21 protein-coding genes and 1 rRNA gene are annotated in these 25,307 nt (G+C 39.1%); 19 read left to right on the top strand and 3 right to left on the bottom strand.

The window, feature by feature from the left end; translation table 11 throughout:
- The 14 genes from ATS75_RS09925 (at position 1) to ATS75_RS09860 (ending at position 17,386) form a co-directional block, all read left to right on the top strand.
- Positions 1-1,158: a glycosyltransferase gene (locus ATS75_RS09925; protein ID WP_058560301.1), complete on the top strand. Its 1,158-nt coding sequence runs from the start codon at positions 1-3 to the stop codon at positions 1,156-1,158.
- Between the two features lie 3 nt (positions 1,159-1,161).
- Entirely contained in the window at positions 1,162-2,574 is a 1,413-nt protein-coding gene (locus ATS75_RS09920) for a lipopolysaccharide biosynthesis protein (RefSeq protein WP_058560300.1), read from the top strand.
- Complete coding sequence (locus ATS75_RS09915; protein ID WP_058560299.1) at positions 2,567-3,919, top strand: O-antigen ligase family protein; 1,353 nt, start codon at positions 2,567-2,569, stop codon at positions 3,917-3,919. Before ATS75_RS09920 ends, ATS75_RS09915 begins: the two co-directional genes overlap by 8 nt.
- A 4-nt stretch (positions 3,920-3,923) precedes the next feature.
- Positions 3,924-4,634, top strand: coding sequence for an acyltransferase (locus tag ATS75_RS09910; RefSeq protein ID WP_058560298.1), 711 nt, complete (start codon positions 3,924-3,926; stop codon positions 4,632-4,634).
- Positions 4,631-5,761, top strand: coding sequence for a glycosyltransferase (locus tag ATS75_RS09905; RefSeq protein WP_058560297.1), 1,131 nt, complete (start codon positions 4,631-4,633; stop codon positions 5,759-5,761). The genes ATS75_RS09910 and ATS75_RS09905 overlap by 4 nt, the downstream gene beginning before the upstream one ends.
- Before the next feature lie 136 nt (positions 5,762-5,897).
- Positions 5,898-7,391: a GumC family protein gene (locus tag ATS75_RS09900; protein WP_058560296.1), complete on the top strand. Its 1,494-nt coding sequence runs from the start codon at positions 5,898-5,900 to the stop codon at positions 7,389-7,391.
- Position 7,392: 1 nt separating this feature from the next.
- Complete coding sequence (locus ATS75_RS09895) at positions 7,393-8,469, top strand: glycosyltransferase (RefSeq protein ID WP_058560295.1); 1,077 nt, start codon at positions 7,393-7,395, stop codon at positions 8,467-8,469.
- A 10-nt stretch (positions 8,470-8,479) separates the two neighbouring features.
- A complete protein-coding gene (locus ATS75_RS09890) occupies positions 8,480-10,279 on the top strand; it encodes a sugar transferase (RefSeq protein ID WP_058560294.1) in 1,800 nt (599 codons plus the stop codon).
- A 165-nt stretch (positions 10,280-10,444) separates the two neighbouring features.
- A complete protein-coding gene (locus tag ATS75_RS09885; RefSeq protein WP_058560293.1) occupies positions 10,445-10,753 on the top strand; it encodes an STAS domain-containing protein in 309 nt (102 codons plus the stop codon).
- A 19-nt stretch (positions 10,754-10,772) separates the two neighbouring features.
- Entirely contained in the window at positions 10,773-11,627 is an 855-nt protein-coding gene (locus ATS75_RS09880; protein WP_058560292.1) for an OmpA family protein, read from the top strand.
- Between the two features lie 22 nt (positions 11,628-11,649).
- Positions 11,650-13,713: an SLBB domain-containing protein gene (locus ATS75_RS09875; RefSeq protein ID WP_414858284.1), complete on the top strand. Its 2,064-nt coding sequence runs from the start codon at positions 11,650-11,652 to the stop codon at positions 13,711-13,713.
- On the top strand, positions 13,710-14,414 hold the full coding sequence (locus tag ATS75_RS09870; protein WP_058560290.1) for an AAA family ATPase: 705 nt from the start codon (positions 13,710-13,712) through the stop codon (positions 14,412-14,414). Before ATS75_RS09875 ends, ATS75_RS09870 begins: the two co-directional genes overlap by 4 nt.
- A 7-nt stretch (positions 14,415-14,421) precedes the next feature.
- On the top strand, positions 14,422-15,882 hold the full coding sequence (locus ATS75_RS09865; protein ID WP_058560289.1) for a SpoIIE family protein phosphatase: 1,461 nt from the start codon (positions 14,422-14,424) through the stop codon (positions 15,880-15,882).
- Positions 15,883-15,976: 94 nt separating this feature from the next.
- On the top strand, positions 15,977-17,386 hold the full coding sequence (locus ATS75_RS09860; RefSeq protein ID WP_058560288.1) for a sigma-54-dependent transcriptional regulator: 1,410 nt from the start codon (positions 15,977-15,979) through the stop codon (positions 17,384-17,386).
- Here the strand turns inward: ATS75_RS09860 and ATS75_RS09855 are convergent, their stop codons facing one another.
- Positions 17,387-18,394, bottom strand: a complete 1,008-nt coding sequence (locus ATS75_RS09855) for a glycosyltransferase family 4 protein (protein ID WP_058560287.1) — start codon at positions 18,392-18,394, stop codon at positions 17,387-17,389. It abuts the gene before it with no gap.
- A 21-nt stretch (positions 18,395-18,415) separates the two neighbouring features.
- Here ATS75_RS09855 and ATS75_RS09850 point away from each other — a divergent pair, with 21 nt between their 5' ends.
- A complete protein-coding gene (locus tag ATS75_RS09850) occupies positions 18,416-18,748 on the top strand; it encodes an Hpt domain-containing protein (protein WP_058560286.1) in 333 nt (110 codons plus the stop codon).
- Here ATS75_RS09850 and ATS75_RS09845 read toward each other — a convergent pair.
- Positions 18,745-19,617, bottom strand: coding sequence for a gluconeogenesis factor YvcK family protein (locus ATS75_RS09845; protein ID WP_058560285.1), 873 nt, complete (start codon positions 19,615-19,617; stop codon positions 18,745-18,747). The genes ATS75_RS09850 and ATS75_RS09845 overlap by 4 nt on opposite strands.
- 168 nt (positions 19,618-19,785) lie before the next feature.
- On the opposite strand from ATS75_RS09845, the gene ATS75_RS09840 reads away from it, so the two are divergent.
- Entirely contained in the window at positions 19,786-21,783 is a 1,998-nt protein-coding gene (locus ATS75_RS09840; RefSeq protein ID WP_082665455.1) for a response regulator, read from the top strand.
- Positions 21,784-21,850: 67 nt separating this feature from the next.
- Here the strand turns inward: ATS75_RS09840 and ATS75_RS09835 are convergent, their stop codons facing one another.
- A complete protein-coding gene (locus tag ATS75_RS09835) occupies positions 21,851-22,711 on the bottom strand; it encodes a YicC/YloC family endoribonuclease (protein WP_058560284.1) in 861 nt (286 codons plus the stop codon).
- A gap of 164 nt (positions 22,712-22,875) precedes the next feature.
- Here ATS75_RS09835 and rph point away from each other — a divergent pair, with 164 nt between their 5' ends.
- The 3 genes from rph to ATS75_RS09820 form a co-directional block, all read left to right on the top strand.
- Entirely contained in the window at positions 22,876-23,589 is a 714-nt protein-coding gene (gene rph / locus ATS75_RS09830; RefSeq protein WP_058560283.1) for a ribonuclease PH, read from the top strand.
- A gap of 22 nt (positions 23,590-23,611) precedes the next feature.
- Positions 23,612-24,256, top strand: a complete 645-nt coding sequence (gene pyrE, locus ATS75_RS09825) for an orotate phosphoribosyltransferase (protein WP_058560282.1) — start codon at positions 23,612-23,614, stop codon at positions 24,254-24,256.
- A 599-nt stretch (positions 24,257-24,855) separates the two neighbouring features.
- Positions 24,856-25,307, top strand: a 16S ribosomal RNA gene (locus ATS75_RS09820); the annotation flags it as partial.

Below are 25,307 nucleotides of genomic sequence, written 5' to 3'. Positions count from 1 at the left end.
ATGAAACACATTGGCATAGTCGTCCCTACCTTTCACGTACCGTCAGAAACATTTGTGGTGACAGAAATTAATGCGCTTGTTAGAGCTGGGCACAAAGTGAGTGTCATTACATTTGAGAACTCAGATGAATCAAGCAACATTGATAAAAGCGTCAACGTGATTGTTGTAAAAAGATCGCTGCCAGAAGCCGCCAAGGTTGCAGCAGCACACCCATTCAAATTCTTAAAAACGGCATTTATTGCGTCTAAATTTAAATCAATTTCGACAACATCACTGTTAGGCTTTGGTGCGAATATCGCAGCCATTATTAAACTGCACAAAATTTCGCACATACATTGTCACTTTATGCATGCCCCCCTGGCCTATGCAATCGCAGGGAGCAAAATGGCTGGTGTGAGTGTGTCTTCTATCGGGCATGGCCATGATGTGTATGTTAACTATTCAGATTTGAAGGTGAAGCTGTCTCTTTGCGATTTTTCTGTGGCGGTATGCGAGGGGATGGTTGAAAAATTGAATGAGTACAAGGTAGGAAAAGTGGAGCTACTTCATTGTGGAGTTGATTTTAGTTTATTTAATTGTGCACCTAACCGCCTAAGTGAATCAGTTAAATTACTCTTTGTGGGTCGCTTGGTTGAGAAGAAGGGGTTGCAGTTTCTATTTCCTGCAATTAAGGCGTTAAATAATAAGTACCCAATTTCTTTAGATATTGTTGGGGATGGTCCATTATTAAATGATCTAAAGTTTCTGTGTGAAAACTTAGGTATTGAGCATAATGTTCGTTTTTTAGGTCGTAAGACACCGTTTTGGTTGTCAAAAAACACGTGTAATTACTCTGCCCTCGTTGCACCTTTTTGTGTATCTCGTAACGGAGATAGAGACACCGGCCCGGTGGTGTTAAAAGAAGCAATGGCCAGTGGGATTCCTGTTTTAACAACTGAGTTAATGGGGACGAAAGAAATTATAAATGATGCGGTTGGATATAAGTGTGAGCCAGCGAGTATTTCAGGATTGGAAAAAATACTCAGGGAGTTTTGTGAGTTAAGCCCTTATGAAAGATATACAAAGGGGGTTAACGCTAAACGCTTAGCAGCGACGAAGTTTAATGCGAATTCTCAAGCTAAAAAATTATCGCAGTGGGTGCAAAAAGCACAGGGGTAGAGTATGAATGGAATAAAGCAAATAGCCTATTTTGGATTATCGACCTTGCTGCTTAAAGGTTTAGGCTTTGCTTTATTGCCTATCTCAACGCGACTATTAAACCAAGCCCAGTTTGGTGAGTTAAATTTTTTAGTGTCTATATCCGCTGTTATGTCGTTGCTTTTATGCTTAGGGTTACCAGAACTTCTATTCAAACAGCAAATGAAAAGTGAGGTCCACAAACGTGCCTTATTTAGAGATGCATTGCTGTTATGCGGTCTGTTGAGTTTGGTGTTTGTCTTACTTTTTTGGTTTTTCACTCAACCTTTAAGTGAGCTCCTTCCTATTTCTTTGTCATTAATTGACTTGCAATTATTAGCGATTAATCTCGCTTTTTCATCACTACTATCCATTGTATTTTGTTTTTTTAGGTATTACGAAATGGCTAAGCAGTTTTGTTTTCTAGCTATTTTGCAAGGCATAGGTCAAACAATCCTGACCATTGCTTCACTGTACCTCGGCTTTGGGGTAACGGGTGTAATGGCCTCAGGTGCGGTTGCAAGCTTTGTTGTTTTAGCTATCTCTCTTAGGATTATTTTTTCAGAAATTAAAATTGATTTTAAAGCAATACCTTGGAGTATAACGCGTAAAAATTGCTTGTTTTTATTAAGTATTTTAGTTTCATCACTTTTTGTATATGCCAATAACGGAGCTGAAAACTGGTTTATTGCAGCCAGTATTGGTAAAGAAAAACTGGCACAATATTATGTTGCTTTGCAATTTGCAGTGATGACGTCCTTTACGTTCGAGCCGATCAGAATGTGGTGGTTTTCCCGTCGGTTTAACGAATTAACTTCAAGCCCAACGCGTTATGTTTATTTGTGTGAACTTAGCTTAGAGATTGGTATTGCGCTTTGCATATTGATGTTAATTATCACGCCTCATCTGTTTGTGTTTGTTTTGCCGCAAAGTTATTTGCTCAATGCTTGGTTACTGCCGAGTCTTATTTTTATTGTGGTATTACGCCATCACAGCGACTTATTAAATATTGGCTGTTATATCCACTTAAATGGATTATATGTCTCAGTAATTAATGGTGTAAGTGCAGTTTTTGTGTTGATACTACTCACTTTTTTAGTACCTGCGTGGGGCGTACTAGGTGCTGTTGTGTCGTTGGCCTTGGCGCAAACCCTTAAAACTATTTTGTTCTTTTTTATGAGTCAAAAGTTAGAACCTTTACCATTTAATTTTTATCGAATTATACCGAGTTGGTTTTGCTTTTTGGGGGTGTTTGTTTTTAGCGTGGTTGATTTTACATACTCAATGAGTATTCAATGCCTAATGTTTTTGTCTTTACTTATCGTGCTTACCAACAAATATAAGCCACTGGTAATGAATGCGCTCCAGCAATTAACGAAAAGGGGTGTCCATGGTTAACTGGTATAAGAACAATTACTTATTAATTAATGGACTACTGATAACGGTATTAATTTCGGTACTATATTTATTGTTTGGTCCAATAGCTGCATTTGCGTTACTACTGCTGCCATTTGCTGGCTTTTTAGCTATCCGTTTAAGCACAGTATTTGTCATACTTTTTATTCTCTTTAGTTATTTTAGAATCCATGAAGCATTTGTAGTGCTTATGCCCCTAAAAATACCCAAATTACTCGCATTAGCTTCACTGCTGGCTATTGCATGGCACTTGTTCATTTCAAAAACATTAAAGCCGCATTGGAGTTCGACTCATCTGATTTTTGTCATTTGGTTTGCTTGGCTCACTGTGTGTGTGTTTTCTGCTTCAAATCGAGGGGTTGCTATTGAGTATTGGTCAGGGGTGTTGGTTAAAGTTTTTATAATGGTGTTTGTTATCAGCTGGTGGCTGACACGTTTTTCTCATTTTAGTTTTGTGCGATTAGGAATAATGATTTCAGGGGTGACGATTTCATTAGTTGCCCTGAATAACAAAATGAATGGGGTTGGTTTGGTTGAAGGTTCGCGGGTGACTATTTCAAGAGAGTATCGTTCGCAATTAGGGGATCCTAACGATTTATCCTTGGTACTTATGTTTCCCGTTTCCTTTTTAGCAGCAGAGCTGTTTGACTCTAACGCAAATAAATACCGACGAATTTTTGCGGGGGTCGGGTTGATTTTAGCTATTTCGGGAGTTATCGCAACGCAAAGTCGGGGAGGGCTATTGGGTATAGCCGCAATTTTAAGTTTCTTCTTGTACCAAAAAGTTAAAAACCCAGTGGTTGTGGCCATATTTGGTGTGCTTGGCATGTTGGCAATGATGGTATTTGCAGGGATCGCCGATAGACAAAGTGGTGGGGCCACAGAATCAGGTGTTGACGAATCAGCCATGGGAAGGATATACGCCTGGCAAGCGGCGATAAATATGGCAATAGCGAATCCATTCACCGGTGTTGGCGTGAATAATTTTTTTGTAAATTATTATTTTTACAGTCCACACTGGGATGGCAAGAATCATGCAGTACATAGCACATGGTTTCAGGTGTTAGGTGAAACAGGGTTTGTAGGCTTGTGTGTCTTTTTATTGGTGATTGCTGCGATTTATCGCAGTTTATCAAGGGTACTTTGTATTAATAAGCTTAAGTTTAATCCTGATGTTGCTGTTAATGCCAACGCATTAAAAGCGGGTTTAATCGGGTTTATGGTAGCTGGCACGTTTTTAACGCAAGCCTTTACATGGCCTCTTTACATAATTTTGTCCCTGACGATTGCACTTGAAAAGCTCACAATTGAAAACAATAAGGAATAATTGCATGTTAATACAATTAAAGCATTGGCTAAAAAATAGTGAACACCCATTGGCCTCCTCATTTTTTCGTTTTGCAAAAGCGGTTCGCAATCCGCAAATGATGGTGATACCCGTTTTTCATTCTGGGTTATTCCACCTCCACAATTTGATTAAGCAGCTATGCCAGGAGTTGTTACGAGTTTTATATTTCACACCACTTTTTAAAAGCCAGATCTTAGGTACTAAGAAGCGGTTATATTTGTATTCTGGGATGCCGCAAATTCTCGGTGACCTTGAAATTGAGTGTGGTGATGATGTCAGGATTTCAGGTATTAGCACATTATGCGGTCGTTCCTCTGTAAATATGCAGGCTAAGCTTAGGATTGGCAATAACGTTGATATTGGTTGGCAAAATGCGTTTTCGGTTGGTCGAAATATTATTCTTGAGGATGACGTTCGGCTCGCTGGTCGGGTCTTTCTTGCAGGGTTCCCTGGCCACCCTGTTGATTGTGATCGCAGAGCTGCAGGTGAAAGTGATGATGATTCACAAGTGGGTGACATTATTATCAAACAAGGTGCATGGTTGGGGACTGGTGTTACGGTACTCGGTGGGGTAACGATTGGTAAAGGGGCTATTATAGGAGCTGGTAGTGTTGTTACAAAAGACGTGCCTGCGAACAGTATTGCAGCCGGAAACCCTGCGAAAATAGTGAAAACGATAGAGGGCGACGTATGAAATTTATTGTATTTGCGGAAGACTGGGGAAGCCATCCAAGCAGTACTCAACATTTATTTTCTGAGCTTGCAAAAAAGCATGAGGTGCACTGGGTAAACTCTGTTGGTATGCGTAAACCTCGCATTAGAGTTCATGATATTAAACGTGTTTTTGATAAAGTTTTGCAACTTTTTAGTAGCCCTAAGACGCAAGCTATCGCCACACCAGCCAACATGAAAGTGTATAAACTCCCTATTTTACCTTGGCACGATAATCGATTTATTCGCTATGTAAATAAGCGCATTTTTTCTTATTTCTTTAAAGCAAATACACAGGCCGAACCTGTGAATTACTGGTTAAGTGTACCAACGGCACTTTACCTTTTTAATACACAATCCCAAGACAAAATGATCTACTACTGCGGTGATGATTTTTCTGCATTAGCGGGGGTTGACGCTGATCTAGTTGCGCCATTTGAAAAGCAATTAATTGCAACGGCTGATTTAATTTATGTTATTAGTGACTTCTTATTGGCAAAAATGCCCGCGGGTAAAGCAAAAATGTTAAGTCATGGAGTGAGTGTTGAGCTATTTAGCGAAAGTATAATCAAAGCAGATGAAATAAAAGCCCTGACTGGTCCCGTAGTGGGTTTTTACGGCAGTATAAATGCATGGCTTGATATTGACTTGCTTGAGGCACTCGCTGCAGCAAGACCTGACTATCAACTCGTATTGATTGGCCATGTTGTTACTAACGTTGAGCGATTATTAAGTTTTAAGAATGTGACGCATATTCCTGCGGTTTGCCATAAACGGTTAGCGTCTTTTTCAGCACATTGGGATGTGTCTATTTTACCGTTTGTTACTAATGAACAAATACGGGCATGTGATCCACTCAAATTAAAAGAATATTTAGCTGCAGGGAAGCCCATTGTGACGACAGGTTTTCCTGCTGTAAATCGTTATGATTCACACCTTTTTATAGCTGATACGGCAGCGCAATTTATAAATCAGCTTGATAGTGCTTTAGCGCTGAGTGAATCACAATTAATGGACTTAGAACAGGCGCAACAACACATAGCGAGTCAGCATAGTTGGCAGTCGAAAGCGAGTATCGTTGTCAGCGATATGCGCTTGCTTAACCGTTAAAATTTATATCTAAACGTAATGTTGGCGCGCCCTGTGCAACTACCTAAGAAAGCCAGTTATTAGCAGTTAATCATTTTTATTTTGCAAATAACCGCTCATTTATGCATAGCAAAATGCAAATATATAGGTAGAGATTATGTTAGTTAGAGAGCAGATAAAACGGTTACTTTATTTAGCTTTGTATGCACTGTATACCAGAGTTAAACTTTTTGTGTTGCCTTTAGTGATTGTGCCTATTGTTGTTATATTTCTTGCTGCAACTGCTGAAAAAAAATACACCAACCATGCGACGATCTTAATTGAAGAGTCGGCATTATTGAACCCTTATTTAGATGACTTATCATTTTCGTTTGACTTAACAAACCGTATGGCTGCATTAAGAACTCTAGTGATTAGCCGCAAGGTGCTTATTGCTGTTGCCAAAGAGACTAATCTAGTGTCAGAAAATGCAAGCCCAGCAGCAATTGAGAAAATACACCAAGAGTTATCACAATCACTGTCATTATCGTTAGTGGGTGATGAGCTAGTACGGGTCAATTTTACGTGGCATGAACCCTCGCAAATGAAGCCAGTGCTTGAGAAAGTCGTTGAAAAGTTTATCGAAAGCTTGTTGGCTCCCACAAAGGCATCGTTAGATACATCTGAACAGTTTTTCTATCAACAGCTCGTTAGCTTACGTCAAGAGCTAGAGCTTTCAGAAGAAGAGCTCGCCGCGTTTAAAGCTAAAAATAGTAATACGCTACCCACAGTTCTTCACAGTAATAGACAGACGTTTGATAAGTTATTGAGCGATTTGCAACAGAAATCAATCGTTTTGTCTGGTGCAAGCGCTAAGCTTGAGGCACTAACTTCTAAAATGGGCCAGGCGAACCCTATTCTAGGGCGTATAGAAGAGCGGATTATTACTGTTGAGTCGGAACTCAGCTTTTTAAAAACGCGTTACACAGATAAGCACAGTAAAGTCATTTCTAAACAACGTGAATTGATCAGCATCAGAGCACGTCAACAAGCATTAATCGAAAGTGGTAAAAATTTAGACGCCGCCAATATCGAACAGTTATGGCAAATGGCTAATACGTTACCTGCTAATAAAAATAATGAAAGTAATGTACTTGTTTCACAAATACTTGCATTAGAAGAAGCTAAAAATCAAGTTCATCAACACCAGCAAGAGTTTGAAATGCTTGAAAAACAAGTTAATGAGCTTAGCCAGCGTTTACTTGTCACCAGTGATATTGAAAAACAGTTAAGAAAACTTGAGCGCGATTATGATGTGAAACAGTCTTTGTACAAAGACATGTTAGGGCGCTACGAAATGGCTAAAGTAACCGGCAAGTTAGTGAAATATGAAGGCCCGGATAAAGTTAAAACGATTGAGCGTGCTTACAGCCCAACTCAACCAATAAACACCTCAATGATGGTCGCCATTATTGTTGGAATTGTATTAGGTTTATTTGCAAGTGGAACCAGTGTTTTTGTTGCAACGCTGTTTGATAGTCACTTAAAAGATATCCAAACCATCGAGAAATTATCAGCGGTCGAGGTGGTCACTATTTTGCCTATCGTGGGTAAGGGGGAGTTGTATACAAACTCAAACTCAACGATGAACTTCTTAAGTAAGGGGAATTAACATGAATGTTTTACATTTGGTTCAGCATTTTAAAATTGGCGGTTTGGAAAAAATGGCCGTAACACTCATGCAAAAAAGCCAGTTTGCACATAACAGCTTGATTGTTTCTCTTGAAGGTAAGGAGCAAGATGCAATAAAAGAATGGCCAGCGCTTGCACAATTTGGCCACCAAATGGTGAGCTTAAATAAAGCGCCAAAGTTTGACTTAACGGTCCTTAAAAAACTAAGTCGATTGATTAAAGAGCATAATATACAAGTCGTACACAGTCACCATGTAGGGCCAATGCTTTATGCCAGCCTTGTATGTATGACGAATAAAAGCGTGCGTCATGTGTCTACTATTCACGATGCATGGTATTTAAACAACTTTAAACAACGCTTGATTACGAAAGTATTAAATGGCCTGACAAAAATTAACTGGGTTGCTGATGCGCAGGTAGTTGCAAATGATTTTTATCAACAAACAGCGATTAAGGCGGATAAAACCATACTCAATGGGATTGATTTCCAGCAGTTTACTCACATCAATGAAGCCACTGCCCGCAGTCAGCTTGGATTGCCTCAAAATAGGAAACTGATTGGTTGTTCTGCCCGATTAGAGCCTGGCAAAGGGCATGCAGATTTAATACAACTACTGCCTGAGTTAGACGAAGATATTGAACTCGTGTTTGCTGGTAATGGCAGTTTAATGCTGTCTCTTCAAAACGCAGCGTCTGCGCTTGGGGTGTTAAAGCGGGTACATTTTTTAGGGAATGTACAGCATATGCAGTTGTTTTATTCCGCGATAAGTGTGATGTGCCTTTATTCTCAAAGAGAAGGCTTACCGTTATCGATATTGGAGTCGATGGCATGCGGAAAAGTGATTGTTGCCAGTGATGTGGGTGGGATTAGTGAAGTGGTAACGCAAGAGCAGGGAATTCTTATTGGGTTAAATGATCCAGTTGGTTTAAAAGTTGCTCTATTAAAAGCTATAAACATGAAGCAAGGGCAATGTATTCGAGAATATATCTTCTCAATTGCCGATGCAGATCAAATGAGCAAAGCATACGATCATTTTTACAATGGTTTAGCTTTATAGGGGAAACATTATGACTGTCTTATTTACGATATGGGTAATTTTAATTGTGCTTGTTTTGTATCATCACGTTGGTTATTTAATTATTCTAAAACTATTTAGTAATGAACAACATAAGGAAAATAAGCCAGCTATAATTCCCACCACACGCTTTGGTATTTTAATGTGCGCTTACAATGAGCAGGCACATATTAAAGAGAAACTGCATAATCTTGGGTCTATGCTTTATGATACTCAGCATTATGCAATTCATGTTTACCTTGATGGTTGCACTGATAAAACGTATCAAGAAGCCATGATTGCTCAATCGCATCTTGCAAAGCAAAATGTCAATTGTCATTTGCATTTTAGCAAAGAGAACAAAGGCAAAGCATATGGTATTAATGAATTAATTAAACTCACCAAGTCAAATTATGATGCGTTACTGTTTACAGATGTCAGTGCATTACTAAGTATTGATGTGTTGGATAAAATCGACGCAGATTTTAAAAACCCTGAAGTCAATGTCATCACCGGAGTGTATGTCCTTGATGAATTAGCTTCAGCACAGCAGAAGCAGTATTGGCACTACCAGAATAAAGTGAAAAGTATGGAGTCTTCACTTGGCGCTGTTATTGGTATGCCCGGTGCGATGTTTGCTATACGTTCTGACGCAGCTGAACTTTTAGACGACAGTACCATAAATGATGATTTTATCCTTTCGATGAAAGCACTTAAGAAAGGGGGGAAATCACAGGTCAATAGTGACATCAATATTTTAGAAAGAGAGTGTGATGAGCAAAGTCACGATAATGCAAGAAGAGTTAGAATAGGCGCTGGGAACTGGCAGCAAATAAAAGCATTGTTTAGCTTACTTAACCCTAAGCTCGGATGGGTTAGTTTTAACTTTTTTTCCCACAAAGTATTGCGTGGCCTTATGCCAATTATATTGTTAAGTGTATACGTACTCACTTTTACGTTAGCGTTGGTGTCTAATTGGGTATTACCGTCTATTGCGAGTGGGCTGATGCTTGCCGTACACGGCGCTGGGGTTATTAAAAGTAGTGCAAAAATTAAAGTTAAATTTCCAATTGTTGACAGTATTAATTACCTTGTAGGTGCTTATGCGTTGGCGCTTTGGGGGATTGTTAAATTTGAACGCGGTGATTACAAAACGCACTGGCAACGTGTGCATCACTTAAAGCCGCAAAATAATGCATGGATTAAAACGGTAAAACGCGGGATTGATATTATAGGCTCGGTAACAGGGCTAATTTTACTGCTTCCTGTGATGCTTGGGGTCGCGCTAAGTATAAAAATGACGTCGAAGGGACCTGTTTTATTTAGACAGCAAAGAGTGGGTGAAAGTAATGATGATTTTGTTGCATTGTTTAATGTGCTTAAGTTTCGCTCGATGGTCGTTGATGCTGAAAGTAAAAGCGGGGCAGTGTGGGCAAGTAAAAATGACGCTAGAATAACGCCAGTGGGCCGTTTTATCCGTAAGACTCGGCTTGATGAGTTGCCACAGCTTTGGAATGTGCTAGTGGGTGATATGTCGTTAATTGGCCCTCGTCCAGAGCGCCCTGTATTTTATTCGAAGCTAGAAAAAGACATCCCTTATTTTTGCCAAAGAACATATGGCATAAAACCAGGTATATCAGGCTTAGCGCAAGTTATGAACGGGTATGATGAAAGTATTGATGATGCACGAAATAAAATAGGGTGGGATTATGCTTATATGCTCAGTACATCCTCAGCGCGTAGTTGGTGCTATATGGAGTGCAGCATTTTATTTAAAACATTTGTCGTGGTTTTCACGGGTAAAGGACAGTAATTAATTTTCGCATAATGCAAAAGCATACTTAAAAAGCGATTGCATTATGCGTATTTGGTCAGCCCCTTCCTTCTGATTAAATTCAAATCCTTAAAATTCAATAGCTTAAACTTGGCATTCTTCTTGGATTACTTTAAGAGTCTTTAAACTTAAAAGGTAATGATCATGATGAATTTAGCTAACGATACAGAGCAAAAAGTTTTAGCACTTCCTACAGACTTCTCAGGTTTTGCAGTAGACGAATTAAAAGATAAGTTTGAGCATCTAGTAGAACACGATGCAAGCTCGGTTATTCTTGATTTTTCAAAAACGGAATTTATCGACTCTTCTGGAATAGGTGCTATTGTTTTTCTATATAAAAGAATTGAAAAACAAAGTAATTCATTATCTTTACTCAACGTGACGGGTCAGCCGTTTAAGCTAATGAACCTTTTAAGAGTGGATAAAACAATCCCATTTATTGACTCAATTTAAATGGACTAAGGAGAGTATAATGAGATCTTATGTCATCGTAGCCGTTATTATATTGTTAGGTGGGTGTTCTTCTTGGCCTGAGCACGGTAAAGGGGGACTGGCCGAAAAATATCAAAACTACCCGCTTGAAGATGAGTTATACGATAGTAACTATGCACAACCTGAAGATGTTGTGACCAGCGAGTTTGAGCATTTAGTGCTTAAACTTGAGCTATTAAAATCACAAGATATTAAGGCATGTATGCCTGCTCAACTACTCAAAGCACAAATATACGAGAATCGGATCCGTCGTTTAATTTCAGCGCAAATGTGGCAAGACGCTGAGCATGATTTATTACTTCATTATCATGCACTGAATCAACTTACTAATCACTTTGATACTGTGCGTCAGCTTACAGATTGTGCATCGGTAAGTATCACAAAACCAGCGCTTGAAACGATTAAAAAGCAATTGTCGGACTTGCTTAACAGCGACAATCAATTTGCATTTAATGCGTTTGAAATAACGCCTAAATATGCAGTTAGGGTTGCCCAAGCCGCCGATTTAATTAAGCAGTTAGAAAGTGTCAATATTTTACTCGTGGGTCATACAGATAGAGTGGGTACAACGAACAGTAACTATGAGCTTGCACTAAAGCGTGCTGAAACAGTAAAGCAATGGTTGGTGATATACGGCGTGCCTAAAGTAAGTATTACAACGTTGACGCAAGGGAGTTTAAAGCCTTACAGCGAGACAACCCCAAACGACAGCTCTCGTCATTCAGATCGCCGAGTTGAAGCAATCATACTCGATGCAAATAACCAAAACCCGCAAGATAAAAAAGAAAAAGCATTGGTTAAATGGACAAAAATTATTGCAGGTAAAAAGGAGTAGTGCCATGAAAACCATTTTTACTATGTTGATATTACTATTTTTGATAAGCCCTGGTTTTGCAAACCCCGTTACTGATGAACTTGAAGTTCAAGTCGGTAATAAACTGTTCTTGTATATACCGGGAGAAGCTGAGTTTGATGGCTTATTTGAAGTCGATAAAAATGGGCAGATAAACATTCCTGAAGTCGGGCAATTTAATGCTGCTAATAAAACGACTGCACAAATTCAGGCTGAATTAAAGCCTATTTTAACAGAGCTATACGTTGCTATAGATGACTTTTACGTAGAAATACGTAGCCGTGATATTTTTATTAATGTTATGGGTTATGTCATAAATCCATCGCAAGTGAGCATTCCTGACGATGGTAATATTCAAATGGTTATTGCTAAAGCCAATGGATTAAAGCCCGGTGCCCAACTAGACAGATTACAGATTAGACGTGGTGACGAGGTTATTGAGTTTGACTACAAGGCTTACTTAGACACGGGAAATAGTAGTCTGCTACCTAAGCTTAAAAGTGAAGACACTGTTTTTGTGCCTGTATCTCCTTTATTAGGCAATGTACAAATAGATTTTGACGCTCAAACGCTGAGTGCAACGGGTGACGCCAGCGATAAAAGTGCTATCACCATATTAGGCGAAGTGCATAACCCAGGAAGTTTTTCGTTTAAAGAAAAAATGACCATTTTAGATGCATTAATGCGTGCTGAAGGGGTGACGCGTTATGCCGATGTAACCAAAATTAGAGTGATTGTAAATGAATCACCAGTGATATTTGATTTAAAAGCGTACCTTGATAAGCCTGTAAATAGCATGCCACAGTTAGAAGCTGGTTCGACCATTTATGTGCCCATCATGGTAGATGATGTGAATACTACGTCTCGTACTGTTTACATCATGGGAGAAGTGCAAAAGCCCGGAGCCTATGAAGCGGCAGACAGTACTAACTTTTTAGATATATTAGCCAATGCAGGTGGACCGACTCGATTTGCTGAAACGCGCCTGATAAAAATACTCACTCCCAAAGGTGAAAGTATTCTGTTTGATTTGCAAGGTTACAGCGAAGGTACGCAAACAGTGAAAGTGCCTGATCTTAACCCTGGCGATGTCATCTTTGTGCCAGAGAAAACAGACGTAAATGAAAAAAGCTGGTTAAAGATCCCCACTAAGCGTGCAATAAAAATTATTGGTGCAATTCAGTCTCCCGGACGCTATGAGTGGAGTGATGAAATGGACTTCACTGATTTGCTAGCACATGCTGGTGGTCCAACAAAAGGTGCAAACATCAATGACATCAAAATTATTCGAGAGGGTGATGTTACTCAGCGTTTTGATTTGGAAAAATATACGATCACTGACGGGCGAACCGCTTTACCTGATTTAAACGCCGGGGATACAATTATCGTGGAAGAGTTACCGGTTGATCCATCAGATAATAAATCACAGTGGATACGCCAAGAGTCAGGTAAGTCAATTTATATCATGGGGCAAGTTGGGTCTCCAGGTCGATATGCTTTCAATGAGAATATGCATTTCATTGATATTCTTGCAGCGGCAGATGGGCCTAATGGAAATGCTGATATTCGGAATATTCGCGTAACACACCGCAATAGCAATCGAGCACGGGTGAGTAAACTTGATTTAGCGCTTTATTTTGAAACAGGAGATGAAACACTGTTTCCTTACGTTCAGCCTGGGGATACTATTTTTATTCCTGAGAAAAATAAGGATTGGTTACGCACACCAAAAGAGCGGGTTGTTCGTATTATGGGGGCTGTGCAAAAGCCTGGCCGTTATAATTTTGATGATACGATGTCTATTCTTGATGTATTGGCAGAAGCTGGCGGGCCATTGAATTCAGCGTTAATTGATAAGATTGTTGTTGTAAATCACTCTTGCTGTAAAGAACAATCAAGGGTATTTGATTTAGAGGCATTTATTAAATCACCCAATTCAGCCAACATCCCTGTATTACGCGCTGGTGATACATTGTATGTGCCAGATAAAGGCCAAGACTTACTCAGCCAATTCAAAGATAACTTCCTTGACTTTATTACCATTATTGCGTTGGTGGTGAGCTTATGAAAATTATACCAGAGCAGTTTCATGAGTTAGAAACAATCTGTAATACCATAAATGATGACAATGCTCGCTGCGTGACCTTTATCTCATTACATGGTGCGGAGGGCTCATCGAGCGCATGTATAAGCATAGCAAGGCGTTTACAAAGCCAAAATAAATCGGTTCTTATCATCGATCTAAATCCGATAAGTTCTTTTAATATTGATGAGCATTTACCTAACTTAACGAATGAGTGGCGATTTGATGATATTTCATGTCAGCTCAGTGTGCTTCCTTACAAAGAAGTGAATATACTGACTATCAAAAATTTATCGGCTATTGAGTCAGCAAAAAACAAGCAGGTTTTAAATGAAGCAATCATTCGCTTGAAGCAAGAGTATGATTATATTTTGTTGGATATGTCGCCTGCTTTAAAACTTAACCGTAACAATGTACCTCTACATTCAATTAGCCTTTGCAGTGACTTAACACTGGTTACTGTTGGTTTGGGCATCAATGATGAAGAGTCATTATGTGAAGGCGTTCGTGAGCTCAAACAAGCAGGGCACAGCAATATCAAAGTGTTAGTCAGCCAACATGATTTTGCACCTTTAGGTGAAAGAATATTGTTGTTCTTAGAAAGCAGAAAAGAGAAATGGCCTAAGTTGTGTACACTATTAAAAAATAAAATACACAAACAAAAATGGCTGTTTAAACATTATTGAGAGCTGCATGGATATTTTATTTGAACGACGTTTTGAATTACTCTGGCCAACATTAACCGAAATACGCCAAGTACTTAAGCATGTATTAGGGGCTTTATCTGTTAAGCGTGATGAGTCTGATGCAGCTGGGTTGGTTGCAACGGAATACTTAACTAATCTTATTCGCCATAATGAAGGCAGTGAACAATGGATCACTGTGCGTATTAGCCAAGTTAGCAGTGATTCATATACCTTAACCTTTATTGATGAACTAAAGCCTTATAACTTATTTGAAAAAAATGACTCCTCCTGGAAAATAGACTCTGAAGAGCTGGTAGAAGGTGGAATGGGGGTTGAATTAATTCGTCATTATTTCGCTGATGCTTCCTATGAAACTGCTGAGTCAAAAAACTTTTTCTCGTTTCCTTTAACCCACATAGATAAAAGACCTTGCGTCATTTATGTCGATGATGATGTTACACAGCTTGCACTGATGAAAGCCTATTTAAAAGATAAGTTTCAAGTCATTACATGTGAAAATATTGACGCAGGTTGGCAAGCAATATTAACGTCGGATGCGAGTATTCTGCTGCTGGATCATAAGCTAAAAAATGGTACTTGTGAGCCGCTATTAGAAAAGTTAAATCGGTCGAATCTTAAATCTCAATTGTCTGTCGTCATGCTCACGGGTGATGATAGTGAAGAAGTCATTAGTAAAATTAACCGTTTAGGTGTTGATGATTACTTAATTAAACCCGTTAAAAAAAATAAGCTATTACAAAGTATTGAGCGTGTAACACATCGGTTCGCTTATTTATCGTATCAAAGTACATTTGGTCAGGCACCAGCAAAAGTGCACCTAGCGAATAAAAAAACAGCGCATATTTTTGGTTCTATCAGTGTGGGCAATGGTGGCGACTTCTTTATGCCGATAAATGATGAAGGCAGTGCTTTTATACTTGGCGACATGATGGGGCATGGATTACAAGCATTAAAAGAAAGCTTTGCAATTAAAGGGTTTATAAGTGGCTTTTTAGCGACGGGTTTACCTTATCAAGATATGTTAAGCGCACTGAACGATGCGCTTTATAAGCAGCAGTTATGTAAGTCGAGTCTTGTGACGCTGGTAATTTGTTTTATAAAAGACAATAAGCTGTATTGGTTGAATGCAGGTCACCCTGCGCCAGTGGTCATTTATAACGATGGGTCCGTATCGCAACTTACCGGGACGGGTCCATTACTGGGCCTTTCTAAAGATCATACTTATACACAGTATGAAGCTGAATTAAATAATGTAGAACATCTGTTAGTGTATACCGATGGATGGACAGAAAACCGATGTGCGGATATGGACGAAATAGCTGAATTGGAAAAAATAATCCCCCCTCAGCAGGATTCTGCAGAAGAGTTCGCGCAATTATTATGGAAAAATTCGCAGGTAATTCTGTCAAAAGAAGTGGACGATGCCTCTTTAGTGATCATTAATTGAATTTGATTTAATTGGCTTTATATAGTTAACTTAAATTTCGCTAGGCAAATAATAAATAAAGTAATTTTTAGTGGATAGCTAAGGGGAAAGGATAATGCCACCGACAATTTTGATTGTAGAAGATACCCAGTCATTAGCTATGATGTACCAAGCATATTTACTTCCTACCGGCGTGAATACATTGCTTGCGAATGATGGCGCCACTGCATTAGAAATTATTGACCGAGTTAAGCCTGATCTAATTGTACTCGATGTTATGCTTCCTGATATGAATGGCTTGGATATTTTAGCGCAATTAGAGCCAGAACATTCCCCTCAAGTGGTCGTATTAACGGGGCATGCCACCAAAGAAATGGCTATCCAAGCTATTAAACTTGGCGCCAGTGATTTTTTAGAAAAGCCAGTTGAAGCGGATCGTTTTCGGATCACCATAAATAACGCACTAAAGATTAAAGACCTAAAACAAAAAGTAACCACTTACAAAAACACGTATGAAAATGGTCGTTATTTTGATTTGATCGGTAGCTCAAAACAAATGCAATCTGTGTATCAAATCATTAGTTCTGCATCAGTGAGTAAAGCGACGGTGTTTATTACGGGAGAAAGTGGAACAGGGAAAGAGCTGTGTGCACGCGCAGTTCATCAAGCATCAAACAGGGCCAATAAACCCTTTGTGGCCTTAAATTGTGCTGCAATTCCAAAAGATCTTATTGAAAGTGAAATATTTGGTCACCTAAAAGGTGCTTTCACAGGGGCAATTGCTAATCGCTCAGGTGCTGCTGGCCAAGCTGATGGTGGAACTCTCTTTTTAGATGAGTTGTGTGAGATGGATATCAACTTACAAAGTAAGTTACTTCGTTTTATCCAAACAGGTACCTATCAGTTAGTGGGCAGTGAAAAAGAAGTTAAAGTGGACGTGCGCTTCGTTTGTGCAACAAATCGAAATCCTTTAGCGGAGGTTGAAGCTGGCCGTTTTCGAGAAGACTTATACTATCGATTACATGTTATTCCAATTGAGCTACCCCCTTTACGAGAGCGAGAAGGGGATATTATTGAAATAGCAGAAGCGTTGTTTATCAAACTAGCGAAAGAGGAAAGCCACCCATATAAATCGATGACACAGGATGTAAAACAAATATTCAATCAATATGATTGGCCGGGTAATGTAAGGCAATTAGAGAATGTAATTCGAAATATATTAGTACTCAATCCGCAAGAGCTTATTGATGCCACTATGCTTCCAACGTTGCCCAACAATAACATTAAAGCACCGCAGCTGAGTGAGGTTAAAAAACAGCCTACAGTGAGTGCTCCGATAGAAGTAATTACAGCGTTGCCAGAAGCAGAAACTGAGGTGAAAGCACTCTGGTTAGCTGAAAAAGAATACATTGAGAGAGTGATTGATATTTGTGCCAGTAATATTCCTAAAGCGGCTGCATTATTAGATGTTAGCCCGTCAACGCTTTATAGAAAAATTAAAGGGTGGGAGGAAAATGCTTCTTAGTTAGTGTGTATTGTAAGCATTGAGCAGTAATGAAAGTTGTTTCTTACCTGAAAACCGCTCTTCAAGCACTGTATAAGCATTACGCGTCATTGATATTCTGTTTTCAGGTGTCAGTGTCAGTAGTGTTTCAATGCAGTGTTGGCACTCTTGTTCATTTCCCTCGCTCATTAACAGCCCGTTGGTATGATTAATAATACTCGGTATAGCGCCAACTGGGCTGCTAATCACCAGCTTATTTTCAGCCATCGCCTCTAACAGCGTCATTGGTAAGCCTTCTTCACGGGAGCAAATGAGTAGCACATCAATTTTATGCCAAATGTCATCTCGTTTGGCTAATCCGTAGTAGTGAAGATTGTTAAGCTCTGGGATATCTTTCTTCATTGGTCCATCACCAAAAAGATGAAAGCTAACATTCAGATTCTCTTGCATGTTTTTAGCTAATGAAAAAAAGATATCAGGTGCTTTCTCATAAGATAATCGGCCTACAAACCCGACTCTGAGAGGTTTACTTGATTCGTATTGAGGTTTAATAAGGGGGAGATCGATAAAATTTTCAAGCAACGTTGCATTGTGAATTGTATTTTTAATTTTATTAGACACTGCAAAATTAGTCGAAAAGCGTGATAGCCAAAGGTCCAATTTATTGTATAACCACATTTTGCCTGTACCAACTTCTCCCGCATGATAGGTACTAATACAGTGTCGGCCTATAAGTTTGCATGTTACACGACCTAAAATACCCGCCTTATAGCCGTGAGTGTGAATAACTGTTTGTTTATCATACTGAGTTAATTGCTTTATCAGGCTGCTGAGTGTACCTTTAACAAAGGTATACTCTACTTTCTCTTTATCTAGTAGTTTATAGAATTCCTGATTCTGATGATTTTGATAAAATAATACAGAGCAACCAACATGATTGTTATTTAGCAGCTTATATAGTTCCAATATATGGGTTTCAATACCACCAATCATGGATGAGTCAACAAATAAAACGACATGACAATTCATATATAACTCCTAAAGAACGCTATGATTGATAATTCCATAATTGAACAACTTAAATCAGATGTGGGCGAAAGCTTAGCCATCGAACTAATCCATGTTTTTATTGGCGAATCTCAAAAACTGGTGAAAGAGATGATTAATTCATCTAATTCTCACGAGATAGAAATAAACGCTCACAGTTTAAAAAGTAGCTGTAATAGTTTTGGCGCAACTCAATTGGCTCAAACGTGTTTGCAAATTGAGACAAGGGTCAAGCAAGTTGGCATCGACTCTGAACTACAACAACTATTAACCAAAGCAGAATCTCAAAGCAAACTTAGTTTTGCACAAATACAATCACTTATAAAAGAGCCCTAAGATTGGATACCTTTGTGCATAGAGCTTTTTAAAAAAGCAGAGAACACATGATTTAGTTCACTAATATCGTGCAAATGGCCGCAGTCACTCTTGTAACATGAATCAATATTCAATATTTCAGAAATAGCTGAGGGCGAAATGCTTAAATCGTATATTTTGCTACCTAATTGTGCTTGTAACCAATCTACTCCAGCGCTTGCGCTATGCTTCATGACACTGTCTTCATCAACAGTGTTTTCGATAAAAACACGGCATGCTGAGGTGTTTTGAATCGCGTCTAGTATTTCCTCGACTAATAGTGCAGGCATCACACTGGATATAATGCTTCCAGGACCAATAATGACTAAGTCGGCATTTAAGATAGCGTCAACACAGCCGGGCGATGCAGATACTTTATTAGATAAGTATATTTTTTCAGGTAAAGAGTTTAATGCATCGATGGCGCACTCGCCAAAAACTTCTTCTTTGCTGTGAAGTACTGCCACCAAATCAGTTGGTGATTCAGACATCGGGAGTACCGTCTCAGAATTATTCAGTAGCTTGTTAAACTCAGCCACTGCCGCGGTAGCTGAACGTGCTTTTTGTAACATATTTAAGAGTATTAAATTGCCTAGGCAATGGCCTTTAAGAGCGCCGTTGGTGAATCTATGTTCATAGATGCTTTTCGTATTGTTAGCTTTGCTCGCGAGCTGGACACAGCAGCGTCTTATATCTCCAAGAGCAATGCAGTCGTGTGATTGCCTGATTTTACCAGTACACCCTCCATTGTCAGTTGTTGCAACGATCGCCGTCAACTGATGACATACAGGTTTTATCGCACTTAAAACCTGGGCTAACCCGTGACCTCCACCAATACACACTATGTTCATATTCTTGCCTCATAGAACTCTCTTATTACTATTAAGCAGAAATCATTCCATCTTCAAATAAATATTAACTCAATGATATATAGTAAATTTTGTTCTATATTTAAGAGTGATGAGATCGATGAATGCAAATTTTTGCAAAACGCGATGCATTTTAAACGGAGAGCATTCATGCAACACAATGATGTCATTACGGTTAATGATTTACAGCTATACCTTGCGAGCCTATCTCAATGTAAAGATGAAATAGATATATTTACTTCGGTGCATAACGTGATCAATCCATTGATGAAGTATCAAGATTGTATTATTTTGCAAAAAGAAAGCACTCAATACACCGTGGTTGCAACCAGTAATCATGATTTTTATATTGATAAATGGCCACAATGTGCGTTGTTCTCACAGGCTCTCAAAAATGGATTTAGCCTTTGCCAAAATGCAACAGAAGAGTTGGAGTTTACATACTTAGATGAGCGAGTAAAGCGCAATACAAAGGCTTGTTTAATAATAAGCGTTGAGCTTGAAGTGGGGCATTTTTTATATATTTTCACAAATGTAAACACGGTAGGGCATGATAAAGTCGCGCAATCTGCGATGATAAAGATCTATTTACAACAAGTCGTGTTCGCTTTTTTCAATTTTAATCGTTTAGATGATCAATCAAATAAATCAGTTTTGCTGTTAGATAACCTGACTCAGCTATCGATTTTGTTCAAAGAACTGGCGAGTGAGTGGTTTTGGCGAACAGATTCAGAGATGACATTTGTAAGCGTGAACAATATTGAGAGTGAAGATAACACGTATGCGCAATTATTTTTAAATAATAAAATAGCCTCTATTATTACCCATAAAGAACAACAAAATATTGATAAATGGCAACGCTTTTCAAAAATGGTAGAAGATTGCGAAGACTTTAACAACTTTGAGTTTGAGGTGAATGCTTCGCAACGTTTATGGGTTTCATTAAATGGTAAGTCACAATTTGATGAGTTAGGCCATTTTATAGGGTATTTGGGAATCGCAAAGGATATTACTCTTTCCAAAGAGCGAGAGGTTGCACTAGAAAGCGCAAGGTTAAAAGCTGAGGATGCAAGTAAAACTAAATCTAAATTTTTAACCGTCATGTCGCACGAAATACGTACCCCTATGAATGCAATTATGGGTGTTATTGAGCTACTTCTAGATACTAAACTAACGGTGGAACAACGTCAGTGGCTTGATTATGCTAACTCCAGTGCCGATATACTTTACGGTTTGATTACTGATGTACTCGATTTCTCGAAAATTGAATCGGGTACAATTTTACTGGTGAATAAACCCCTCAATGTAAAGTTATTGATAGAAAACATAGTAGGGCAATTACATATTATTGAAGATAGCGATGATATTATTTTCTCCATTAGTATTGATGACCAAGTACCTACTTTTATCATGGGGGATGAATTTAGATTAGGACAAATTCTATTTAACATTATTGGCAATGCGTTTAAATATACCCGGTCTGGCAGTATTTCATTAAGAGTATATATCGAAAATGCTCAACTCAATTTTGAAGTGAAAGACTCCGGAGTAGGAATAGCCCAAAAAGATCTCGCATTAATATTTCAGCCTTTTAGACAAGTCAATGATGGCATAAATAGAAAAGATGAAGGCGTGGGGTTAGGGTTAAGTATATCTAAAAATTTAATTGAATTAATGGATGGTACAATCGATGTTCAGACACAGTTAGGTCTAGGGAGTACATTTAGCATCGCAATTCCATTTGATACAGCCTTGGAAAGTGAGGTAGAAAACGTATCATCACAAAACTGCTCGACACTCAGTGTACTTGTTGCTGAGGATAACAGAACTAATCAATTACTTATTAAAGCGTTCTTAGAAAAGTTAAATCATAAAGTAACAATTGCCAATGATGGTGCAGAAGCGATTGAATTTATGAAGCTTAAAAACTTTGATCTCATTCTCATGGATATTATGATGCCAACGATGGATGGCTTAACTGCAACACAATTTATTCGCAATGAGCTTTTGAGTGATATTCCTATTTTTGCACTTACCGCTAACGCAGCAACTGATGACAAAGCCTCTTGCTTTAAAGTCGGGATGAATAAAGTGCTAACAAAACCGATTAAATTTGAGACATTAAAGGCCTCTCTTTCTGGACTATAAAAATTTTATGTACAGCATAAAAAAGGCCGTAACTAATAATTACGGCCATTTTTAACTGTGCTAATTTCTACTCGATATTTTGGATCTGCTCACGCATCTGTTCAATCAATACTTTTAGCTCTACAGCGGCATTAGTGATGTCGCTATTAATTGATTTAGAGGCCAGCGTATTTGCTTCGCGGTTAAACTCTTGCATCATAAAATCTAAACGACGGCCACAAGCCCCGCCTTTTTTAAGAATTTTTTTAGTTTCTTTGACATGCGATTTTAAACGATCGAGCTCTTCGGCTACATCTTGCTTTTGTGCAAGGTAGATAAGTTCTTGTTCAAGACGAGACTCATCAATAGTAGTTGTTAAATCTTCTAGTTTTTGAGCTAGTTTTTCTCGTTGCCACTTTGTTATTTCTGGCATGTGAGTTTCAACAACAGCAACTTGCTCCAAAATAGCGTCAAGGCGAGTGGCTATCATTTCTTCAAGATTGGCGCCTTCATCACCACGCGCTGATTTAAAATCTTCAACCACTTGATCAAAACCAGAAATAAGGGCTGTGTGAACGCTGTCCATATCAAGTTCTTCTGCTTCCATCACACCAGGCCAGCGTAAAATATCTACTGGGTTAATGTCGCCATTACTTTGCTGTTGCACCCATTTAGCACTATTAATAAGTTGTGCAGCCAAGGCTTCATTAATTGAAAGTTCACCCACGTGCGCAGGATTGGCGACAAATTTTAAAAAGACCTCAACTTTACCGCGTTGTAAGTGTTTTCGTAGGCGTTCACGAATAACAGGCTCCATGCCACGAAATTGCTCAGGTGCGCGAATAAAGGTTTCAAGGTAACGTTGGTTTACTGAACGAATTTCCCATGTGCCAGTGCCCCAATCGCCTTTAATTTCGCGACGCGCGTAAGCAGTCATACTGTGGATCATGAATGATTTCCTAGTTTTGTTTATACAATATTAAATTGATTATACCGTATCACTGCACAAGCTCTAGAGGAAATTTTTTTCAATTGGCTTTTATTTAAATCAGCATGGCATCTGTACTCACATACACTTATAATATGGCAAATTATGAATTAAGGGGATCGTTAATGCGTCCAAGCGAAAGAACACCTAACCAAATTAGACCGGTTACATTTACACGTAATTACACTTTACATGCTGAAGGCTCTGTGTTGGTTGAATTTGGAAATACTAAAGTACTGTGTACAGCAACAGTTGAATCAGGTGTACCGCGTTTTATGAAAGGCCAAGGTAAAGGGTGGATCACAGCGGAATACGGTATGTTACCGCGTTCGACCCATACTCGAAATGGCCGTGAAGCGGCGCGTGGTAAGCAAAGCGGTCGTACTATGGAAATTCAACGTTTAATTGCGCGTTCTCTTCGTGCCGCTGTTGACTTAAAAGCACTAGGCGAAAACACGATTACAATTGACTGTGATGTAATCCAAGCCGATGGCGGTACACGTACTGCATCGATTAGTGGAGCATGTGTTGCTTTGGTTGATGCGCTTACACATATGCGTAGTAAAGGTATGATTAACTCTAATCCTCTTAAGTTTATGATAGCCGCAATTTCAGTAGGTGTTTATAAAGGCCAAGCGATTAGTGATTTAGAATACCTAGAAGATTCTGATGCTGAGACAGACATGAATGTAATTCTAACTGAAACAGGTAAAATCATCGAAGTACAAGGCACAGCTGAAGGTGAACCATTTTCGTTTGATGAACTAGATGAGCTACTTACGTTAGCAAAACATTCAATCCGTGAAATTATTGACGTTCAAAAACAAGCATTAGCTTAATAAAGTAATAGGTTTAATAGTAATGAAAGATTATCAAATAGAGTTTATTGAATTTGCCCTTGAAAAGCAGGTGCTTAAATTTGGCGAGTTTACTTTAAAATCAGGCCGTACTAGCCCTTACTTTTTCAATGCAGGCTTATTCAACACCGGGCGTGATCTTGCTCGTCTAGGTCGCTTTTATGCTGCCGCGCTTGAAGATGCAGCTATCGATTATGATGTATTATTCGGTCCAGCGTATAAAGGGATTCCAATTGCGACGACTACCGCTGTAGCGCTTGCTGATCATTATAATAAAGATGTGCCATATTGCTTTAACCGAAAAGAGAAAAAAGCACACGGTGAAGGCGGTACTTTAGTAGGTTCTGAACTAAAAGGTAAAATCATGTTAGTTGATGACGTGATCACTGCTGGAACTGCTATCCGTGAATCAATGGAAATTATAGCTCAAAATGGTGCTGATTTAAGTGGTGTGTTAATAGCCCTTGATCGTCAAGAGAAAGGTAAAGCAGAGTTGTCTGCTATTCAAGAAGTCGAACGTGACTTTGGAACTAAAGTAATTTCAATCGTAAAACTTGCTGACCTTATAAGCTACCTTGAAAGCAAAGGTACAATGAATGAACATTTGGAATCAGTAAAAGCTTACCGTGAGCAATACGGTATCGCTTAATTTAATAGGTTTTTAAAGTCTTTTAGCGAAAGCCCAGTGATATTCACTGGGCTTTTTTATGTTAGAAACCTGCTTAAAGTTAGTAAAACGTAAATTAAGTATCTATTTTGCACTGTTTAGAACAAACATTGAGCGAACAGAGTTTTATTTCAAGTTTTCTTTAAAAAGCGCTTGCGTAAAAATCTGTTCTCCCTATAATGCGACCCCACTGAGACGGCAGAGCAGGCAACGCTTAGCGAGGCAAGCAGCTACTCAGTAAGTCGAGTAAAACTTGAGTTTAGATTTTTAGAAAGTTTAAAATTAAGTGTTGACAAAAAAATTGGAAAGCGTAACATGCGCAGCCCTAGCGAGATAAAGTAAACACTTTAATCGCAACGTTCTTTAACAATATAAAGCAATCATCTGTGTGGGCACTCGTACAGATTGAGTTCTAACAGCCAAGCTACTTAGGTAGCGAGGCAAAAAATTAGAGTCTCAATTGAAACTGAGTGACCAACAGCAATAACTACTTCGGTAGGAATTGCAGCACAGTCAATTCAATATCGAAAGATATTAAATAAATTCAGAATTCATTGAGCTGTCGAAAGACAAAAAACTTTTAATTGAAGAGTTTGATCATGGCTCAGATTGAACGCTGGCGGCAGGCCTAACACATGCAAGTCGAGCGGTAACAGAAAGTAGCTTGCTACTTTGCTGACGAGCGGCGGACGGGTGAGTAATGCTTGGGAACATGCCTTTAGGTGGGGGACAACAGTTGGAAACGACTGCTAATACCGCATAACGTCTACGGACCAAAGGGGGCTTCGGCTCTCGCCTAAAGATTGGCCCAAGTGGGATTAGCTAGTTGGTGAGGTAATGGCTCACCAAGGCAACGATCCCTAGCTGGTTTGAGAGGATGATCAGCCACACTGGAACTGAGACACGGTCCAGACTCCTACGGGAGGCAGCAGTGGGGAATATTGCACAATGGGCGAAAGCCTGATGCAGCCATGCCGCGTGTGTGAAGAAGGCCTTCGGGTTGTAAAGCACTTTCAGTCAGGAGGAAAGGTTA

The organism is Pseudoalteromonas sp. H105, assembly GCF_001469215.1.
Taxonomy (GTDB): Bacteria; Pseudomonadota; Gammaproteobacteria; order Enterobacterales; family Alteromonadaceae; genus Pseudoalteromonas.
Note: the sequence above shows the minus strand (reverse complement) of the source record. Positions and strands in the feature narration are given on the sequence as shown.

Excerpts from the sequence above, each read along its gene's own strand:
- pyrE (WP_058560282.1), top strand. The coding sequence starts at position 23,612 with ATGAAAGATTATCAAATAGAGTTTATTGAATTTGCCCTTGAAAAGCAG.
- ATS75_RS09885 (WP_058560293.1), top strand. The coding sequence starts at position 10,445 with ATGATGAATTTAGCTAACGATACAGAGCAAAAAGTTTTAGCACTTCCT.
- ATS75_RS09905 (WP_058560297.1), top strand. The coding sequence starts at position 4,631 with ATGAAATTTATTGTATTTGCGGAAGACTGGGGAAGCCATCCAAGCAGT.
- ATS75_RS09840 (WP_082665455.1), top strand. The coding sequence starts at position 19,786 with ATGCAACACAATGATGTCATTACGGTTAATGATTTACAGCTATACCTT.
- ATS75_RS09850 (WP_058560286.1), top strand. The coding sequence starts at position 18,416 with ATGATTGATAATTCCATAATTGAACAACTTAAATCAGATGTGGGCGAA.
- ATS75_RS09855 (WP_058560287.1), bottom strand. The coding sequence starts at position 18,394 with ATGAATTGTCATGTCGTTTTATTTGTTGACTCATCCATGATTGGTGGT.
- ATS75_RS09835 (WP_058560284.1), bottom strand. The coding sequence starts at position 22,711 with ATGATCCACAGTATGACTGCTTACGCGCGTCGCGAAATTAAAGGCGAT.
- ATS75_RS09860 (WP_058560288.1), top strand. The coding sequence starts at position 15,977 with ATGCCACCGACAATTTTGATTGTAGAAGATACCCAGTCATTAGCTATG.
- ATS75_RS09910 (WP_058560298.1), top strand. The coding sequence starts at position 3,924 with ATGTTAATACAATTAAAGCATTGGCTAAAAAATAGTGAACACCCATTG.
- ATS75_RS09890 (WP_058560294.1), top strand. The coding sequence starts at position 8,480 with ATGACTGTCTTATTTACGATATGGGTAATTTTAATTGTGCTTGTTTTG.
- ATS75_RS09880 (WP_058560292.1), top strand. The coding sequence starts at position 10,773 with ATGAGATCTTATGTCATCGTAGCCGTTATTATATTGTTAGGTGGGTGT.
- ATS75_RS09875 (WP_414858284.1), top strand. The coding sequence starts at position 11,650 with ATGTTGATATTACTATTTTTGATAAGCCCTGGTTTTGCAAACCCCGTT.
- ATS75_RS09915 (WP_058560299.1), top strand. The coding sequence starts at position 2,567 with ATGGTTAACTGGTATAAGAACAATTACTTATTAATTAATGGACTACTG.
- ATS75_RS09870 (WP_058560290.1), top strand. The coding sequence starts at position 13,710 with ATGAAAATTATACCAGAGCAGTTTCATGAGTTAGAAACAATCTGTAAT.
- rph (WP_058560283.1), top strand. The coding sequence starts at position 22,876 with ATGCGTCCAAGCGAAAGAACACCTAACCAAATTAGACCGGTTACATTT.
- ATS75_RS09895 (WP_058560295.1), top strand. The coding sequence starts at position 7,393 with ATGAATGTTTTACATTTGGTTCAGCATTTTAAAATTGGCGGTTTGGAA.
- ATS75_RS09925 (WP_058560301.1), top strand. The coding sequence starts at position 1 with ATGAAACACATTGGCATAGTCGTCCCTACCTTTCACGTACCGTCAGAA.
- ATS75_RS09920 (WP_058560300.1), top strand. The coding sequence starts at position 1,162 with ATGAATGGAATAAAGCAAATAGCCTATTTTGGATTATCGACCTTGCTG.
- ATS75_RS09865 (WP_058560289.1), top strand. The coding sequence starts at position 14,422 with ATGGATATTTTATTTGAACGACGTTTTGAATTACTCTGGCCAACATTA.
- ATS75_RS09845 (WP_058560285.1), bottom strand. The coding sequence starts at position 19,617 with ATGAACATAGTGTGTATTGGTGGAGGTCACGGGTTAGCCCAGGTTTTA.
- ATS75_RS09900 (WP_058560296.1), top strand. The coding sequence starts at position 5,898 with ATGTTAGTTAGAGAGCAGATAAAACGGTTACTTTATTTAGCTTTGTAT.